Raw genomic sequence first — 18,427 nt, 5'->3', positions numbered from 1 at the left:
ATGCTGGGCCGGCTCAATCACGTCGCGATCGCGGTCAAGGACGCGGAAAAGGCCGCGAAGATTTATGCCGGGGCGTTCGGAGCTGAAATCTCCGGCGCGGTGCCGCTGCCCGAGCATGGCGTCATCACCGTGTTCGTGACGCTGCCCAACACCAAGATCGAGTTCATCCAGCCGCTCGGCGAGGCCTCGCCGATCGCCAAATTCGTCGAACGCAACGCTGATGGCGGCATCCATCACATCTGCTACGACGTGCCCGACATCATCGCCGCGCGCGACCGGCTGATCAAGGAGGGCGCACGCGTGCTTGGCGACGGCGTGCCGAGGATCGGCGCCCACGGCAAGCCAGTGCTGTTCTTTCATCCGAAGGATTTCTCCGGCGCGCTCGTCGAAATCGAGCAGGCCTGAACCCGGATGATCTACAGCATTTCGACGGCGCTTGCGATCTACTTCGTGCTCTGGTGGCTGGTGCTGTTCCTGACGCTGCCCTTCGGTGTCCGTAGCCAGCACGAGGACGGCGACAGTGTGCCCGGCACCGACCCCGGCGCGCCGGTGCTGGCGCGGATGGGGCGCAAGCTGCTCTGGACCACGCTGATCTCGGGCGTCCTGTTTGCCATCGGAATGTGGGCGTATCATCAGGGCTATTTCAACATCGAGCGGCTGTCGAAGCTGATGGGAACGCCGTTCTGACGTCGAGGCCTGGCGGGAGTCCTCAAACCTTCTCTAGGGCGACGACGCCCTCGATTTCGGTGATCAGGTTCCGCCACGCGGAATCGATTTCGGCCGACCATTCGGACCCCAGAACCTCCCGCAGTGTCCCGGCGATCACGCCGAAGAACGCGATGAACAATTCACGCGGCGTGCCGTAGGCGTCGTGCGAGGATATCTCGCACGCGATCAGGCGGAAATGGCCGGTGCGCTCACCCGCGAAGTCCAGGATCGCTTCAATCGTCAGCGCCAGCATTGAACCCTTGACCAGTTCGCTGCCCTCGCTCCGGAACATCGTCCGCGCTTCCGGGTGCGCATCGAACAGGCGGCGATAGACGAGGGGGGTCAAGTCGTCGCAGCGCTCGGCGGCGATCTCAAAACTTAGTTCGATCGCATTCGGTCGGGCCATGCGTCGTCTACGCGACCTCTCGATCCGTTGATGTGTTTATCAGGCCGCCTCGTCCGAAAAAGCGTCTCAAAAAAAGAGCAGGGCGTCAGCCCTGCTCAAAAATTGTGTCGACCCTTGTTTCCTCGCAAAGTTGGATTTGCTCTTGATTGACGAGGCGACGCTGCTTGTGCGCGTCAGGGTTCCTCCCGAGACTTGGACCACCAAGCTTGAGCCTCTCGGCCAGCCTGAGCCCGAAGTCGTAGACCATCTTTTTGATCTTGTCATCATCTTCAGCAACGAATGTTCAAAATTCCAGCATTGTGCGAAAGAAAATGACCACTTCCGATTGTGGATTGTGCCCCGCGATACCCCTGATATCAGTGGAAGCGCGGCAGCAAATGCCATCGATTTACCAGGCTTGTTGGCCGAAGCTGCAAGACAATCGGGGAATCTGATCTCGACTTCCAGCCCTCGGAATGATTAATTTGGGGTTGGATGGGTTTGCGATGCGCCGGCGGCTGAAGAAATTTCTACCGATAGTCCTCATTGCGCTGGTGGTGCAGATATTCGCGCCCATCGCTGCCTGCTGGGCCGTCAGCATCGCGGCCTCCGATCCGCTCGCCCGCGCCGTGATCTGCCACGGCAAAGGCGATTCCCCCGCCGGTCAGGCCGACCAGACCGGCCATCGCGCCCACGACGGTTGCTGTTCGGTTTGCAGCGTGCTGCAGACCGGTGCGCCGGTCGATACGCCGCAGGTCGTGACCACCCTATCGGCCGATCGCGAAGCCCGACGCGTGGTCTGGATCGCGTTTAGCCGAGACCTGTTCGCCTCCCGCGCCGGTTCACACGCGCAGGCCCGCGCGCCACCCTCCCTTTCCTGAACCCATAGAAGACCCGAACGATCGGTGCGGCGACAGCCGTGCCGATTAGTGCCGTTATCTAGGCCGGCCGAAGAGCTGGCGTCAGGATCATCTTCTTATGTCCCATTATCGTGCCGTGGGTAGCACGAGCCTGTTTGTGCTTTGCAGTGTGTTTCCGCTGACGCCGTCTCACACCAAGGCCCAGACTGCGGGCCAGACGCTGCCGCCGGTGACCATCGAGGCGCCGCGCGTTGCGGCCGCCAGACCGGCGGCCCGCAAGCCGGCCGTTCGCTCGGTCGCCAGGACGCAGGCAAGGCCATCGGCGATGCGTACGGCGCCTGCCATGTCGCAGACGGCGCGCGTCACGCCGAGCGCCGCGCGCGCGAGCCTTTACCAGGCGCCCGCCGGCCAAACCGCGACCACCGTCGAGCGCGGCCAGTACGACAACCGGCCGGCGTTTTCGGTCAGCGACGTGCTCCGCGAGAGCCCGGGCATCTCGGTCAAGCAAGGCAATGGGCCGCGCGATATCGGCATCTCGATCCGCGGCTCCAACGCCCGCAACGGCTTTGCCATCCGCAATATCGTGATCTTCGATGACGGCTTTCCGGTTACGCAACCGGACGGGCTTTCCCGCAGCGATCTGATCGATCCGCGCGCCTATGGCGCGATCGACGTCATAAGGGGACCGTCATCGGCGCTCTATGGCAACTACGCCACCGGCGGCGCGCTCAATTTCCGCACCCGTCCGGGCGGCAGCATCGACGGCGTCGAATACGGCGTCGATGGTGGCAGCTTCGGCTATCTCAACAACTACCTGGCCGCGGGCAAGAAGGTCGTAAATTTCGAGGGCTCGCTGTTCGCCAGCGACGCGCGCGGCGACGGTTTCATCGGCAACAGCTGGTTCAACACCCAGACGGTGAATTTTCTAGGTACATTGCAGGCGACGCCCGACGACCGATTCACCTTTAAGTTCATCAACAACAATCTCGATACGAAACTGCCGCTCCGGTACAGGCTCGACCAGTTCTACCTAAATCCGTTCCAGCGAGGCTGCACGGCGGGAGGAAACTTAGCACCCGGATGTGCAACGGTTACGCTAAACAAGAACGGCTTCAACACAGCGGCGGGGACCGACGTGGAAACGGCGGTGCAGGCGGGCCTTGGTCGTCACGACCGCCGGACCATCGTCGGTGGGCGATGGGAGCACGATTTCGACAACACCACGACCTGGCGCAACCAGTTCGTGTTCGACGACCGCAGCATTAACCAGCCGACCGGTGCCACCAGCGCTATCGGCGATTTTCCGTCGTACAACTACACGAGTGACATCACCAAGCGCGGTGAGATCTTTGGCCTGGATTCCACCACCTTCTTCGGCGCGTTCTACAATACGCTCACCGCGTCGAACGACTCGAGATTCGTCATGCCGGGCGGAAACGCGACGCTGGGCCGGCTTTCCAGCAATACCTGGAGCAACACCACCAACTACGGCGTACGTGCTCGCGAAGAACTTCAGCTGGCGCCGCAACTGACCGCCGTTGCCGGGATCGGATGGGAAACGACGCATCTGAAAGGAATCAATACGGCCTACAACTATGGAAACTCACCGGTCCCGACGCCGGTCATCATTCCGACGACCGCCGACCGGCAATTCCAAAACACCGCGCCGGAGTTAGCGTTGCTCTACAAGCCGAACAGCGAATGGCAACTTCGTGGGCGTGTCGCCACCGGCTATGGAACACCGCAAGTTGGAAACCTCTTTGTCCTTGCCAGCGGTCAAAACGGCAATAACACTCAGCTTCAGACGCAGAAGAATCTAGGCTATGATTTCGGCTTCGACTGGACGCCGAACAGCGCGCTCAAGTTCAGTGCGACTGGCTTCTACGAGTTCTTCCGCAACGAATTGGTGACCCAGGCGACTCCCGCGCCCGGCATCAGCTACGTGTTCAACGCGCCCCGATCCGAGCATCGCGGGGTGGAACTCGCCGCTGAATGGAAATTCTATCCCGGCTGGCGTTTCGCGACGGCGTATACCTATCTCGATCAATTCTACACTGAGTACAGCGAGGACATCAGGAGCCAGGGAGTGGGCGGGACCCTCTTCAGCTTCAACCGCGCCGGCAACAAGATTCCCGGAATATCGCCGAACGAACTGACGGCGCGGCTCGGATACGATCAGATGTGGGGGCCGCTTGCAGGTCTTGGCGCGTTTGTCGAAGTCCATTGGAAGGATTCATTCTACATGGACAACGCCAATTTGCAGAAGGCGCCCGGTTACGAACTGGTCAATCTCAACGTCAACTACAAGGCCGACCTCGTGTCCGACTATTTCAGGTCGTGGAGCCTGTATCTTGAAGTCAAGAACGTTTTCGACCGCACCTACATCGCCTCAGCGAACAACATCGGAAACAACGTATCTGCAGCTGGCGTCCAAAGCCCGGCGACCACGGGCTCGATCTACGCCGGTTCGCCGCGGGCTTTCGTGGCCGGCATGAAGGTGGCGTTCAAATGATCCATCATCGATTCCACATGGGAGGCTCAACCATGATCCGGACCTTGCTTGCGACGATTGCTCTTGCGCTCTGGCAGACGGCGGCGCTCGCGCAAACGAACCACCAGCACGTCTCGGGATCGGCGTGCGGGGAAGCGGTGCTGCGTTGCGCCTCCAAAGTCACGCCGGCGTTCGCGCCTGACGGCACCCTATGGCTGGCCTGGCTGGCGGGCGGGCAGGTATCGGTGGCCAGTTCGAAGGACGGCGGCCAAACGCTTTCAGCGCCGGTTGCGGTGACGAAACTGCCGCTCAACCTCGATACGGGTCCGGATGCGCGCCCCAAGATCGCTATCGACCGCAATGGCGGCATCGCCGTCGCATTCGCGATCTTCAAGGACAAGGCGTTCAACGGCCAGGTGTTCGCGACGCGGTCGGCCGATGGCGGCAAAAGCTTTGCCGAGCCGCGGCCGATTACGTCAAGCAGCGAGAGCCAGCGCTTCGAGACGATCGGCGTCGACGCGGACGGCTCGGTGTTCGCCGCCTGGCTCGACAAGCGCAACCGCATTCGCGCGCAGCAGAGCGGCAGGAAGTACGAGGGAGCAGGGTTGTTCTTCGCGTCGTCGAAGGACGGCGGCGCGACCTATGCCGAGGCGCGGCTGGCGAGCGACAACACCTGCGAGTGCTGCCGGCTTGGCCTCGCCTTTGCCGGTCCCGGCCGCCCCGTGGTCGTGTTCAGGAACATCTTCGAAGGCGGGGTGCGGGATCACGCGGTCGTGTCGTTTGCCGATCCGGCGACCGCGGGCGAAGTTCGCCGGGTCAGCAACGACGACTGGCGGATTGCAGCCTGCCCGCACCATGGTCCCAGTCTCTCGATCTCGGCCGCCGGCACCTACCACGTGACCTGGTACAGCAACGGCAAGGCGCGCAAGGGGCTGTTCTATGCGCGCTCGCAGGACGAGGGCCGCACGTTCTCCGAGCCGCTTGCGCTCGGTCGCCCCGATCGCAACCCCGCCCGGCCATACGTGCTTGCCGGTCCGCGCGGCACGGTCATGGTCTGGAAGGAGTTCGACGGCGAGAGGACGGCGGTCAACGTCACGATATCGCATGACGAGGGCAGGAGCTGGACCAAGCCGGTCGCGGTCGCCACGACCAAGGATACGTCCGATCACCCGCTATTGGTTAGCGACGGGCACAAGGCGTATCTCTCATGGATGACCAAGGCCGACGGATATCGCCTCGTGCCTGTTGGAGACGAACCATGAAACGCCGACTGCTTGCCGCGATATTCCTGCTTGGCTCCCTGGTGGCGGCGCCGGGCGCAGACACGACGTCGGACTTCAAGCTCAAGCCATTCGGGCGCGGAAGTTGGCAGGAAGTGCTGCGCGCGCATGCCGGGCGTCCGACGCTGGTTCATTTCTGGGGCGCCACGTGCGGCCCGTGCAAGGTCGAACTGCCGCTGCTCGGAAAGTTCATGAAGGAACACGCCGGGATCGAGGTGGTGACGATCAGCGCCGATCTCGTCCCCGATCTGCCGGGCGCGACGCGGGCGATGCTGGAAAAGGCGGGGTTGCGCCCGGCGGAGAACTGGATATTCAGCGACGGCTTCGTCGAACGCCTCCGGTTCGAGATCGACCCGACCTGGCAGGGTGACATTCCGCGAACGCTGTTGATCGAGCGGGACGGAACCATCACGACCATCGAAGGTTCGGCCGAGATACCGGTTCTCGAGCAATGGTCGACCAGGCAACGAGCCGCGCCGAAATGACAACACAGTCACGTTAATGTACACACCGACATTGCGATCTCGCGTTAAGCAGCGGGATCACCGGATCAGCCGGATACTCGATGGAAGAAGACCATGAAATCTGTTCTGCAGTTCGTCGCCACTGTCGCGCTGTTTTCGCTGATCAATGCCTCCGTACACGCCCAGGAGGTCAGGGCAGGTGACCTCGTCATCACCCAGGCCTGGAGCCGCGCCACGCCGGCCGGCGCCAAGGTTGCCGGCGGATATCTGACCATCGAAAACAAGGGAAAGTCGCCGGATCGGCTGGTCGGCGGTTCGGGCGACAGCGCCGGCAAGGTCGAGATCCACGAGATGGCGATGAACAATGGCGTGATGACGATGCGATCACTGGACAAGGGACTGGCGATCGAGCCCGGCAAGACCGTGAAGCTGGCGCCGGGCGGTTATCACCTGATGCTGATGGACCTCAAAAAACCACTCAAGCAGGGCGACAAGACGCCGGTTACGCTGGAATTCGAGAAAGCCGGCAAGGTGTCGTTGTCGCTCGACGTGCAGGGCGTGGGCGCGCAGGCTCCCGCGGCTCAGCCGGGCGGTCACATGGACATGAAGCACGATCATTCCGGCATGAAGAAGTAGAGGCCGGCGCAATGCGCCGGGCGTCAAGCTGACGCCAATGCCGCTGCGGTGGATCGCCGTGAATCCGCGATTCCAGCGGTTTTTTCGCCGCGCCCGGCCTTGTGTTTTCGCACCCGATCCGGTTTCACTGCTCCTCTTCGGACGTCCCACCTGATTCCCCGAGTTGAACCATGCGATTGTCGCGGTTTTTTCTACCGATCCTGAAAGAGAATCCCAAGGAGGCGGAGATCGTCTCGCACCGGCTAATGCTGCGCGCCGGCATGGTGCGGCAGGAAGCCGCCGGCATCTACGCCTGGCTGCCACTGGGATTTCGCGTGCTGAAGAAGATCGAGCAGATCGTGCGCGAGGAACAGGATCGCGCCGGCGCGCTGGAGCTCCTGATGCCGACCTTGCAGCTGGCCGACCTCTGGCGCGAAAGCGGCCGCTACGACGCCTACGGCCCGGAGATGCTGCGGATCAGCGACCGGCACAAGCGCGAACTGCTATATGGGCCCACCAACGAGGAAATGATCACCGAGATCTTCCGCGCCTATGTCAAATCCTACCGCAGCCTGCCGCTCAATCTCTACCACATCCAGTGGAAGTTCCGCGACGAGCAGCGCCCGCGCTTCGGGGTGATGCGCGGTCGCGAGTTCCTGATGAAGGACGCCTATTCGTTCGACATCGACGAGGCCGCGGCGCGCCGTGCCTACAACCGGATGTTCGTCGCCTATTTGCGCACCTTCGCGCGAATGGGGCTGAAGGCCATTCCGATGCGTGCGGAGACCGGCCCGATCGGCGGCGACCTCAGCCATGAATTCATCGTGCTGGCGGAAACCGGCGAGTCCGGCGTGTTCTGCAACAGCGACGTGCTCGATCTGCCGGTTCCATCGGACGATGTCGATTGCCAGGGCGACCTCTCCGGCATCATCAGTCAGTGGACGTCGGTCTATGCGGCGACCGAGGACGTCCATGATGCGGCCCGCTACGAACGCGAGGTCCCTGCCGACAAGCGCGTCAGCACCCGCGGCATCGAGGTCGGCCAGATCTTCTATTTCGGCACCAAGTATTCGGATGCGATGAAGGCGCTGGTTACCGGCCCCGACGGAGCCGACGTGCCGATCCATGGCGGTTCCTACGGCGTCGGCGTCTCGCGCCTGGTCGGCGCCATCATCGAGGCCTGTCACGACGAGGCCGGCATCAAATGGCCGGAAGCCGTGGCGCCGTTCACGGCGGTGATCCTGAACCTGAAGCAGGGTTCGGAAGACACCGACGCGGCTTGCGAAAAGCTCTACCGCGAGCTTCAGGCCCGGGGCGTCGACGTGCTCTATGACGACACCGACCAGCGCGCCGGCGCGAAATTCGCAGCCGCCGACCTGATCGGCATCCCCTGGCAGATTCTGGTCGGCCCCAAGGGGCTCGCCGAGGGCAGGCTCGAAATCAAGCGGCGCAGCGACGGTTCGCGTGAGAATCTCAGTCCCGCGGAAGTGGTGGCGAAGATTGCGGGATAGGATTATCCAGAAGGGCCGCTGAGAGGCGGGCCGTTCCGGCTACATTTGGCCCGAATCATGGGATTATCGAGCAATGGATGAAACCATGAACGAGACGATCCGAACGCGGCCCTTCGCGCCTTTCGAGTGGCTGTTGTCCGGGCGTTATTTGCGGGCGCGCCGCAAGGAAGGATTTATCTCCGTTATCGCCGGTTTTTCGTTTCTTGGCATCATGCTCGGCGTTGCGACGCTGATCATCGTGATGGCTGTCATGAACGGCTTCCGCAAGGAATTGCTCGACAAGATCCTCGGGCTCAACGGCCATGTGTTGATTCAGCCGCTGGAATCGCCATTGACCGACTGGAAGGATGTCGCCGACCGCGTCAGCCAGGTGCCGGGCATCAGGCTGGCGGCGCCGGTGGTGGACGGTCAGGCGTTGGCGTCCTCGGCCTTCAACGCTTCCGGCGTGCTGGTGCGCGGGATGCGCGCCGGCGACCTGAACAACCTGACCTCGATCGCCAAGAACATCAGGCAAGGCACGCTGGAGGGTTTTGACGAGGGGCAGGGCGTCATCATCGGACGCCGGCTGGCCGATCAATTGTCCCTGCATGCCGGCGACACAATCACGCTGGTCGCGCCCAAGGGCGCGGTGACGCCGATGGGGACCACGCCGCGCATCAAGCCCTACAAGGTGGCCGCCGTGTTCGAGATCGGCATGTCGGAATACGATGCAAGCTTCGTGTTCATGCCGCTGCCCGAAGCGCAAGCCTATTTCAACCGCAGGGACGACGTGACCGCGATCGAGGTGTTCACGACCAATCCGGATCGCATCGACACCTTCCGCAGGACGATCACGGAGGCGGCCGGGCGGCCGGTGTTTCTGGTCGACTGGCGGCAGCGCAACTCGACCTTCTTCAACGCGCTTCAGGTCGAGCGCAACGTGATGTTCCTGATCCTGACCATGATCGTGCTGGTTGCCGCGCTCAACATCGTTTCCGGCCTCATCATGCTGGTGAAAGACAAAGGCCAGGACATCGCGATCCTGCGCACCATGGGCGCCTCGCAGGGGTCGATCATGCGGATATTCCTGATCACGGGAGCCGCAATCGGCGTTGTCGGCACGCTGACCGGATTCTTCGTCGGCATGCTGGTCTGCCTGAACATCGAGTCGATCCGGCAGTTCCTGTCCTGGATGACCAACACCGAATTGTTCTCGCCGGAACTCTATTTCCTCTCGCGTCTGCCGGCGGAGATCGATGTCGGCGAGACCACCGCCGTGGTGATCATGGCGCTGACATTGTCGTTCCTGGCGACGCTCTATCCGTCGTGGCGCGCGGCGCGCCTCGATCCCGTCGATGCGCTCCGGTACGAGTGAGGACGAGATGGCGGAGGGAGCGGAAGATGTGCCGGTCATCTATCTTCACGAGATCAAGCGTCAGTATATCCAGGGCGAAGCGACGCTGACCATTCTGAATGGCGCCAAGCTTGCGCTGTGGGCGGGCCAGTCGGTGGCGCTGGTGGCGCCGTCGGGTTCGGGGAAGTCGACGTTGCTGCATATCGCGGGCTTGCTCGAAAGTCCCGACCATGGCGAAGTCTATGTCGGGGGCACGCCGACGTCGCAACTCACGGATATCGACCGCACTCAGATCCGGCGCAGCGACATCGGCTTCGTCTATCAGTCGCACCGGCTGTTGCCGGAATTCACCGCGCTCGAGAACGTCATGCTGCCGCAGATGATTCGCGGCCTGAAGCGTTCCGAGACCGTGAAGCGGTCACAGGAAATCCTGTCCTATCTCGGACTCGGCGACCGCATCACGCACCGCCCGGCCGAACTTTCCGGCGGCGAACAGCAGCGCGTCGCCATCGCGCGCGCGGTCGCCAACGCGCCGCGGGCCCTGCTTGCCGACGAGCCGACGGGAAACCTCGATCCGAACACCGCCGATCATGTCTTCAGGGCGCTGCTGCAATTGGTAAAGGCGACGCGGGTTGCGATGCTGATTGCGACCCACAATCTGGAGCTCGCCGGCCGGATGGACCGGCGCGTGTCGCTGGTCGATGGGCAGGTCGTGGAGCTGGATTGACGAGGCTCAGTAAACGCCGCGGCGCCGCGGCATCGGCCGATCTTGATAGGCGTGCGCCACGTAGGGATTGATCACGCATTGCGCGGCACGGCCCGAGGCGGACATGTTGCATTGGGGAATCGACGTATAGCGGCACTCATAGTAGGTGATCGGGCCGTAGACATGCAGGCAGACCGGGTAGTCCGACCCGTAGGTCTGCGCCTGTGCGGGACCTGTCGCGGCAATCATTCCGATCGCCAGAATAGCCAAAGCCAAAATGCGCATCGGAATCTCCTCGCCGGCATCTTCCAACAAACAATCGACGCTACGCGACGTCAAATCACGTTCGCGCGTTGCAAAACCAAACATGGAATGCGCCGGAATGTGTGTCTTTGGAGCGAACTCTCAATATCTGGGGTAGGCGGCAGCCGGCGGGAGCGCGCGGCCCGGCAGGGGACGATAGGCCGACGAGGGAAGGGCACCCTCGCCGACATAATAGGGATTGGCGATGCATGTCAGGAACCGTCCCGAGGCGGTCGCCTGACACTGCTCATAGCTGGTGAAGGTGCAGTTGCTGAGCGCGGGCTCCTGGTCGCCCTGGATGCAGAACGGATAGCGGGTGCCGACCGCGTCGGCCGGCGCGGCGCCGAGGGTCGCCAACCCATTTGCGATCAGCGTCGCCAGAATCACTCTGCGCATTTTTCAACCCTCCTCGACCGGCTGCGGCCCCGCTGGCCATATCATCCAAACTCCTGCCTGCGCCATCCCTTCAACGCATTCGGGCACGCGATATCGCGGAAAAATGGCTGCATTACATGCTTTCGCAAGTAGGCCTCAGAAAGTTTCGGAAATTCGCTCCGATGCCAAATTTACTTGCGTTTCCCCTCGGCCCGTTTGCGATGTGATGTTGCTGCGCGGTTACAGTAATTCGGACGAACAGTGTTAACAGGCGGCACGGCCTTGGGGGCTGTACAAACTGAAAACGGGAAAAAGAATGAAGAAGGTTTTGCTTGTCACCGCCAGCCTGATCGCGCTCGGCGCGGCTGCGCCCGCAGTCGCTGCGGATCTCGCGGCCCGTCCTTACGCCAAGGCGCCTCCGATGATGGCCGCTTTGTACAACTGGAGCGGTTTCTATATCGGCGCCAATGGCGGCTGGGGTTCGAGCCGCAACTGCTGGGACTTCCTGCCGGTTGCTGGTGGTAGCTCCGCGGAAGGTTGCCACAACGCCGATGGCGGTACGATCGGCGGCCAGGTCGGCTATCGCTGGCAGGCCGGCACCTTTGTGTTCGGCGTCGAAGCGCAGGGCAACTGGGCCGACTTCGAGGGCAGCAATGTGAGCCTGTTCAACCCGGCATTCCGCAACCAGTCGAGCGTTGATGCGTTCGGCCTGTTCACCGGCCAAGTCGGCTACGCCGCTAACAATGTGCTGTTGTACGTCAAGGGCGGCGCGGCCGTCACATCGAACGAGTATCGTTCGCTCGCGGTTGCCACCGGCGCGCTCGCGGGCACCACCAGCGATGACACCCGCTGGGGTGGCACGATTGGCGTCGGTCTTGAATACGGCTTTGCCCCGAACTGGTCAGCCGGCATCGAATACAATCACCTGTTCATGCAGGACCGCACCTATCGGTTCGTCACCCCGGCCGGCGCCTTCTTCAACGACCGCGTCCGCCAGGACGTCGATCTCGTCACCGCCCGCCTGAACTACCGTTTCGGCGGCCCGGGCGTGGGACGGTACTGATCTAAGCGCGACCAAAGCATCGGTCCATGAGCCCCGGGGGGCGGTGCCCCCGGGGCTTTTCTTCTTGAGCAGGGGAATTAACCAGTCGCCTATTTGGGGGAGTTCCATCGGTTCAACCGCCTTGACTCATCAGAACATATAGGGAACAATGTTCTCGATACGTTCCCAGATTCAGGAGCAGGCCGATGTTGAGGACGTTTGTGGAAGAAGCGGCGGCGCTGGCGTCGATTACGCTGTTTGTCGGGATGGTGGCGGTCTGGGCGCAGCTGATACCCCAGCTCTGATGCGGCGTTGCTGGAGGCTCCAGCGGCCTTCAGGCGGGGCTTGGGGAAAAGCCGGATCTCGGGCGCGCAGGAGGCCTTGCGCGTGGACTCCGCCAGGCCGAAGCCGCACCATCGGTTGGCGAATCGGTTGTGCCTGGTCGGCCGGCGATCGCTTCCTGCCATGATGCAAGAGCCCGATAAGCGACTATGTCCAGCGCCGGATTCGTTCATCTCCACGTTCATTCCGCCTATTCGCTGCTGAAGGGCTCGATCAAGATCGCCAGGCTTGGCGAACTGGCGAAAGCCGATCGCCAGCCGGCGCTGGCGCTGACCGACACCGACAACATGTTCGGGGCGCTGGAATTCTCCGACAAGATGGCCGGCTACGGCATCCAGCCGATCGTCGGCTGTGAGCTCGCCATCGATTTCGGCGACCAGGACCCGAACGCGCGCAACGCATTTGCCGCAGCACCGTCGCGAATCGTGCTGCTGGCGGCGCGCGAACGCGGCTACCGCAGCCTGATGCGGCTGAACTCGCGGGCCTTCCTGGAGACGCCGGTTCACCAATCGCCGCATATCAAGCTAGAATGGCTGGAAGGCGATGCCGAGGACGTGATCGCCCTGACCGGCGGCCCGGACGGTCCGATCTCGCTGGCGCTGCATGCCGATCACGGTGCGCTTGCCGCGGCGCGCTGCGACCGGCTGGCGCGGCTGTTCGGCGACCGCCTCTATGTCGAATTGCAGCGCCACGGCACCGACCGGGAGCGTCGCACCGAAACCGCCCTGATCGATCTCGCCTATGCCAAGGGCTTGCCGCTGGTCGCCACCAACGAGCCGTACTTTGCGTCGCAAGACGATTACGAGGCCCACGACGCGCTGCTGTGCATTGCCGGCGGGCGGCTGATCGCCGAGACCGACCGCGAGCAACTGACGCCGGACCATCGCTTCAAGAGCCGCGCCGAAATGGCGGTGCTGTTTGCCGACATCCCGGAGGCGCTGGCCTCCACCGTCGAGATCGCCGAACGCTGCGCGTTCCGCCCGATGACGCGCAAGCCGATCCTGCCCCGCTTCACGGTGGGCGCCGGCGCCAATGCCGCCGACGCCGCCACCGACGAGGCCGAAGAACTGCGGCGGCAATCCGAGGAGGGCCTCGCTAACCGGCTCCGGGTTCACGGGCTGTCGCAAGGGACGACCGAGGAAGACTACCGCGCCCGGCTGGCGTTCGAGCTCGATGTCATCAGCCGCATGAACTATGCCGGCTACTTCCTGATCGTCGCCGACTTCATCAAGCACGCCAAGTCAAAGGGCATTCCGGTCGGGCCGGGGCGCGGCTCCGGGGCGGGATCGCTGGTCGCCTACGCGCTCACCATCACCGACCTAGACCCGATCCGGTTCGGGCTCCTGTTCGAGCGCTTCCTCAACCCCGAGCGCGTCTCGATGCCGGACTTCGACATCGACTTCTGCCAGGAACGGCGCGGCGAGGTGATCGATTATGTGCAGCAGCGCTACGGCCGCGACCAGGTCGCCCAGATCATCACCTTCGGGACGCTGCAGGCCCGCGGCGTGCTGCGCGACGTCGGCCGCGTACTGCAGATGCCCTATGGGCAAGTCGACAAGCTGACCAAGCTGGTGCCGCAGAACCCGGCGGCGCCCGTCACGCTGGCGGCGGCAATCGCGAGCGAACCGAAGCTGCAGGCGTTCCGCGACGAGGATGCGGTGGTGGCGCGGGCCTTCGATATTGCCCAGCGCCTCGAAGGCCTGACCCGGCACGCCTCGACCCATGCGGCCGGCATCGTGATCGGCGATCGGCCATTAAGCGAGCTGGTGCCGCTCTACCGCGATCCCAAGTCGGACATGCCGGTAACCCAGTTCAACATGAAATGGGTCGAACCGGCGGGGCTGGTGAAGTTCGACTTCCTCGGCCTGAAGACGCTCACCGTGCTCGATGTCGCGGTCAAGCTGCTCCGGCAGCGCGACATCCATGTCGATCTCGCGACGCTGTCACTGGACGATGCGAAAAGCTACCAGATGCTCGCCCGCGGCGACGTGGTTGGCGTGTTCCAGGTGGAAAGCCAGGGCATGCGGCGCGCCCTGGTCGACATGCGGCCCGACCGTTTCGAGGACATCATCGCGCTGGTGGCGCTCTATCGCCCCGGTCCGATGGCGAACATTCCGACCTATTGCGCGCGCAAGCATGGCGACGAGGAGCCGGAATACCTGCATCCGCTGCTGGAGCCGATCCTGAAGGAAACCTTCGGCGTCATCATCTACCAGGAACAGGTGATGCAGATCGCGCAGGTGATGGCGGGCTATTCGCTCGGCGACGCCGACCTGCTGCGCCGCGCCATGGGCAAGAAGATCCGCGCCGAGATGGAGCAGCAGCGCGCGATCTTTGTCGCCGGCGCGGTTAAGAACGGCGTGCCGAAGGCGCAGGCCGACACGATCTTCGAACTGCTGGCCAAGTTCGCCGACTACGGCTTCAACAAGAGCCACGCCGCGGCCTATGCGCTGGTGTCCTACCACACCGCCTACATGAAGGCGCACTACCCGGTCGAGTTCCTGGCGGCTTCGATGACGCTCGAACTCAACAACACCGACAAGCTGTCGGAGTTTCGCGCCGAGGCGCTGCGGCTCGGCATCAAGCTCGAGGCGCCCAACATCAACCGCTCCGGCGCCACCTTCGAGGTCGGCAACGGCACGATCTACTACGCGCTTGCCGCGCTGAAGGGCGTCGGCCCGCAGGCGGTCGAACTGATCGTGGAGACGCGGCGGGAAGGCGTTTTCACCTCGCTGGCCGACTTCGCCGCGCGGGCCAACCCGCGCGCCATCAACAAGCGCGTGATCGAAAGCCTGGCCGCGGCCGGCGCGTTCGACACGCTCGACTCGAACCGGGCGCGGGTTTTTGCCGGCGCGGAATCGATCCTGGCGGCCTGCCAGCGCAGCCATGAGGCGTCAACGCTGGGGCAGAACGACATGTTCGGCAACGCCGCCGACGCGCCGAGCATCATGCTGCCGCAGGCCGAGCCGTGGCTGCCGGCCGAGCGGCTGCGGCGCGAATATGACGCGATCGGCTTCTTCCTGTCCGGCCATCCGCTCGACGACTACGCGACCGTGCTGAAGCGGCTGCGGGTGCAGACCTGGGCAGAATTCTCGCGCGCGGTCAAAACCGGCGCGACCGCGGGCAAGGTGGCCGCCACGGTGGTGTCGCGGATGGAGCGGCGGACCAAGACCGGCAACAAGATGGGCATCATGGGCCTGTCGGATCCGACCGGCCATTTCGAGGCGGTGCTGTTCTCAGAAGGCCTCGCGCAATATCGCGACGTGCTTGAGCCCGGCGCTGCCGTGCTGCTGCAGCTCGGCGCCGAGCTGCAGGGCGAAGACGTGCGCGCGCGGGTGCTGCATGCCGAGCCGCTGGATCAGGCCGCGGCCAAGACGCAGAAGGGCCTGCGGATCTTCGTGCGCGACACCAGGCCGCTGGATTCGATCGCCCGACGGCTCGATATGCCGGAAGCGGCGGCCGGGGGCGGACGGCAACCCCAGGCCAAGCCGGCCGGTGCGGGCGACGGCGAGGTATCGCTCGTGATCATGCTCGACCTCGAAACCGAGGTGGAAATGAAGCTGCCGGGCCGCTTCAAGGTCTCGCCGCAGATTGCCGGGGCGATAAAGGCGGTATCGGGCGTGGTGGACGTGCAGACGCTTTAGGTGCGGGTATCGGGGATTCCCACGTCAGCAAGCCGCTCGGTCGGCTTCTCGCCCTGAAATCCTGCGATTTCCAACGCTAACCAGGCTGATCGCGGCGGCCAAAAAGACCACCGCTCCCGGTTCAAACCGGCCATATCTCCTTGCTTCTGGCCGAATTCCCGCTATATAGCGGCCCATCTCACACGGAAACATGGCTCTCAAAGGCCGTCCGGTGGCAACCGGGCCATAAGGCTCGTGTGCTCACACGTTTCCGGAGGAACCAACCGGAGAATTGATACAATGGCGGTACCTGATTTCTCTATGCGTCAGCTGCTTGAAGCTGGCGTCCACTTTGGCCACCAATCCCATCGCTGGAATCCGAAAATGGCGGAGTACATTTTCGGCGCCCGCAACAACATCCACATCATCGATCTCGCCCAGACCGTGCCGCTGCTGCATCGCGCGCTGCAGGCGGTATCCGACACCGTCGCCAAAGGCGGCCGTATCCTGTTCGTCGGCACCAAGCGCCAGGCGCAGGACGGCGTCGCCGAGGCCGCGAAGCGGTCGGCACAGTATTTCGTCAATTCGCGTTGGCTCGGCGGCACGCTGACCAACTGGAAGACGATCTCGGGCTCGATCAAGCGCCTGCGTCACCTCGATGAAATACTCTCGTCGGGCGACGCCAGCTCCTACACCAAGAAGGAGCGGCTGACGCTGCAGCGCGAGCGCGACAAGCTCGACCGTTCGCTCGGCGGCATCAAGGAGATGGGCGGGCTTCCCGACATGATCTTCGTGATCGACACCAACAAGGAAGACATCGCGATCCAGGAAGCGCAGCGGCTCAACATTCCCGTTGCCGCGATCGTCGACACCAATTCGGATCCCAAGGGCATCACCTTTATCGTGCCCGGCAATGACGACGCCGGCCGCGCCATTTCGCTGTATTGCGACCTGGTGGCCCGCGCCGCCATCGACGGCATTTCGCGCGCCCAGGGCGACCATGGCGTCGACATCGGCGCTTCCGCCCAGCCGGTCCGCGAGGAAATTCCAGAGGCGCCGCAACCCGTCGGCTTCCAGGGTCTGGCCGGACCGCGCGGCACCGCCGACGACCTCAAGAAGCTCACCGGCGTATCGGGTGCGATCGAGAAGAAGTTCAACGACCTCGGCATCTTCCACTACTGGCAGCTTGCCGAACTCGATCACGATACCGCGCACAAGATCGGCGAAGAGGTCGGACTTCCGAGCCGCGCCGACGGCTGGGTTGCCCAGGCCAAGCTGCTGACCGCGGAAGCGGAATAGCTGCAACGCCCGCGTGGCCGGCTTGCCGGCCACCGGTTCTGTTCCCCGGATTGAGCAACCCTGCGGCGGAAGACGGTACGGCGCAAAACCCGCGCTGGGCCCGCGGAGAGCAGGCAAGAAGGATATCGAACATGGCAACGATCTCTGCGGCGATGGTCAAGGAACTGCGCGAATCGACCGGCGCAGGCATGATGGACTGCAAGGCGGCCCTGACCGAGACCGGCGGCGACATGCAGGAAGCGCAGGATTGGCTGCGCAAGAAAGGCCTGTCGAAGGCGGCGAAGAAGGCCGGCCGCATCGCGGCGGAAGGCCTGATCGGCGTGATCACGTCGGGCACCAAGGGCGTGGTGGTGGAAGTCAATTCCGAAACCGATTTCGTGGCGCGCAACGAACAGTTCCAGGGCCTGGTCAAGATGATCGCCGAGGTCGCGCTCAAGGTTGGCGCCGACGTTGCCGCGATCAAGGCGGCGAGAGCTGGCAACTCCACGGTGGAGACCGCCATCTCGGACGCCATCGCCACCATCGGCGAGAACATGACGCTGCGCCGCGCCGCCCTGCTTGAGGTCGGCAAGGGCGTGGTTTCGAGCTACGTCCATGGCGCCGTGACCGACGGCGCCGGCAAGATGGGGGTGCTGGTGGCGCTCGAATCCGCAGGCAAGACCGATGAACTCGCTCATCTCGGCCGCCAGCTGGCCATGCATGTTGCGGCGACCAATCCGCAGGCGCTGGATCCGAGCGGCCTCGACCCGGAAGCCGTGAAGCGGGAAAAGGACGTGTTGGCCGACAAGTACCGCCAGCAGGGCAAGCCGGAGAATGTGATCGAGAAGATCGTCGAGTCCGGGCTCAAGACCTATTACAAGGAAGTCTGCCTGCTGGAGCAGGCCTTCATCCACGATGAAAAGGGAAAATCGGTCGCGCAGGTGGTCAAGGAAGCCGAAGGCAAGGTTGGCGGGCCTGTGAAGATTGCCGGATTTGTGCGCTATGCTCTTGGCGAGGGAATCGAAAAGCAGGAATCCGATTTCGCGGCCGAGGTCGCGGCGGCCAGCGGAAAGAAGTAGCCGCTGCGGTCACGGCCATCCGGCGCCACCGT

At 63.5% G+C, this 18,427-nt stretch carries 18 protein-coding genes; 15 read left to right on the top strand and 3 right to left on the bottom strand.

What is annotated here, in order from left to right; all coding sequences use genetic code 11:
• A complete protein-coding gene (mce, locus tag Q0D31_RS00950) occupies positions 1–405 on the top strand; it encodes a methylmalonyl-CoA epimerase (RefSeq protein WP_291842371.1) in 405 nt (134 codons plus the stop codon).
• A gap of 6 nt (positions 406–411) precedes the next feature.
• On the top strand, positions 412–687 hold the full coding sequence (locus tag Q0D31_RS00945) for a DUF1467 family protein (protein WP_291842369.1): 276 nt from the start codon (positions 412–414) through the stop codon (positions 685–687).
• Positions 688–709: 22 nt separating this feature from the next.
• Here the strand turns inward: Q0D31_RS00945 and Q0D31_RS00940 are convergent, their stop codons facing one another.
• A complete protein-coding gene (locus Q0D31_RS00940) occupies positions 710–1,114 on the bottom strand; it encodes a globin (protein WP_291842367.1) in 405 nt (134 codons plus the stop codon).
• Positions 1,115–1,256: 142 nt separating this feature from the next.
• Between Q0D31_RS00940 and Q0D31_RS00935 the strand changes: the two genes are divergently transcribed.
• The 9 genes from Q0D31_RS00935 to Q0D31_RS00895 all read left to right on the top strand — a co-directional run bounded on the left by Q0D31_RS00935 (position 1,257) and on the right by Q0D31_RS00895 (position 10,374).
• Positions 1,257–1,577 (top strand): hypothetical protein, encoded by a 321-nt coding sequence (locus Q0D31_RS00935; protein WP_291842365.1) that lies wholly within the window; start codon positions 1,257–1,259, stop codon positions 1,575–1,577.
• Positions 1,578–1,599: 22 nt separating this feature from the next.
• The gene (locus Q0D31_RS00930; RefSeq protein WP_291842362.1) at positions 1,600–1,974 is read left to right on the top strand and encodes a DUF2946 domain-containing protein; all 375 of its coding nucleotides are present in this window, start codon (positions 1,600–1,602) and stop codon (positions 1,972–1,974) included.
• A gap of 97 nt (positions 1,975–2,071) precedes the next feature.
• Positions 2,072–4,465 (top strand): TonB-dependent receptor, encoded by a 2,394-nt coding sequence (locus Q0D31_RS00925; protein WP_291842360.1) that lies wholly within the window; start codon positions 2,072–2,074, stop codon positions 4,463–4,465.
• Positions 4,466–4,497: 32 nt separating this feature from the next.
• A complete protein-coding gene (locus Q0D31_RS00920; protein ID WP_291842358.1) occupies positions 4,498–5,706 on the top strand; it encodes a sialidase family protein in 1,209 nt (402 codons plus the stop codon).
• Positions 5,703–6,209, top strand: coding sequence for a TlpA disulfide reductase family protein (locus Q0D31_RS00915; RefSeq protein ID WP_291842355.1), 507 nt, complete (start codon positions 5,703–5,705; stop codon positions 6,207–6,209). Before Q0D31_RS00920 ends, Q0D31_RS00915 begins: the two co-directional genes overlap by 4 nt.
• A 93-nt stretch (positions 6,210–6,302) precedes the next feature.
• Complete coding sequence (locus tag Q0D31_RS00910) at positions 6,303–6,824, top strand: copper chaperone PCu(A)C (protein WP_291842353.1); 522 nt, start codon at positions 6,303–6,305, stop codon at positions 6,822–6,824.
• Between the two features lie 170 nt (positions 6,825–6,994).
• A complete protein-coding gene (proS, locus tag Q0D31_RS00905) occupies positions 6,995–8,314 on the top strand; it encodes a proline--tRNA ligase (RefSeq protein ID WP_291842350.1) in 1,320 nt (439 codons plus the stop codon).
• Between the two features lie 73 nt (positions 8,315–8,387).
• Positions 8,388–9,668: a lipoprotein-releasing ABC transporter permease subunit gene (locus Q0D31_RS00900; RefSeq protein WP_291842347.1), complete on the top strand. Its 1,281-nt coding sequence runs from the start codon at positions 8,388–8,390 to the stop codon at positions 9,666–9,668.
• A 7-nt stretch (positions 9,669–9,675) separates the two neighbouring features.
• Positions 9,676–10,374, top strand: coding sequence for an ABC transporter ATP-binding protein (locus Q0D31_RS00895; RefSeq protein WP_291842345.1), 699 nt, complete (start codon positions 9,676–9,678; stop codon positions 10,372–10,374).
• A gap of 6 nt (positions 10,375–10,380) precedes the next feature.
• Here the strand turns inward: Q0D31_RS00895 and Q0D31_RS00890 are convergent, their stop codons facing one another.
• Complete coding sequence (locus Q0D31_RS00890) at positions 10,381–10,722, bottom strand: DUF3551 domain-containing protein (protein ID WP_366518487.1); 342 nt, start codon at positions 10,720–10,722, stop codon at positions 10,381–10,383.
• 36 nt (positions 10,723–10,758) lie between these two features.
• Positions 10,759–11,052, bottom strand: coding sequence for a DUF3551 domain-containing protein (locus Q0D31_RS00885; RefSeq protein ID WP_291842343.1), 294 nt, complete (start codon positions 11,050–11,052; stop codon positions 10,759–10,761).
• A gap of 295 nt (positions 11,053–11,347) precedes the next feature.
• Here Q0D31_RS00885 and Q0D31_RS00880 point away from each other — a divergent pair, with 295 nt between their 5' ends.
• From Q0D31_RS00880 to tsf, 4 genes are all read left to right on the top strand, one after another.
• Positions 11,348–12,094: an outer membrane beta-barrel protein gene (locus tag Q0D31_RS00880; protein WP_291842341.1), complete on the top strand. Its 747-nt coding sequence runs from the start codon at positions 11,348–11,350 to the stop codon at positions 12,092–12,094.
• A 470-nt stretch (positions 12,095–12,564) separates the two neighbouring features.
• A complete protein-coding gene (dnaE, locus tag Q0D31_RS00875) occupies positions 12,565–16,059 on the top strand; it encodes a DNA polymerase III subunit alpha (protein ID WP_291842339.1) in 3,495 nt (1,164 codons plus the stop codon).
• 279 nt (positions 16,060–16,338) lie between these two features.
• Positions 16,339–17,337: a 30S ribosomal protein S2 gene (locus Q0D31_RS00870; protein WP_291842337.1), complete on the top strand. Its 999-nt coding sequence runs from the start codon at positions 16,339–16,341 to the stop codon at positions 17,335–17,337.
• Positions 17,338–17,468: 131 nt separating this feature from the next.
• Complete coding sequence (tsf, locus tag Q0D31_RS00865; protein ID WP_291842335.1) at positions 17,469–18,395, top strand: translation elongation factor Ts; 927 nt, start codon at positions 17,469–17,471, stop codon at positions 18,393–18,395.
• The last annotated feature ends 32 nt before the right edge of the window (positions 18,396–18,427 follow it).

Source organism: Bradyrhizobium sp., assembly GCF_022844465.1.
Taxonomy (GTDB): domain Bacteria; phylum Pseudomonadota; class Alphaproteobacteria; order Rhizobiales; family Xanthobacteraceae; genus Bradyrhizobium.
This window is presented reverse-complemented; position numbering and strand designations above follow the sequence as displayed.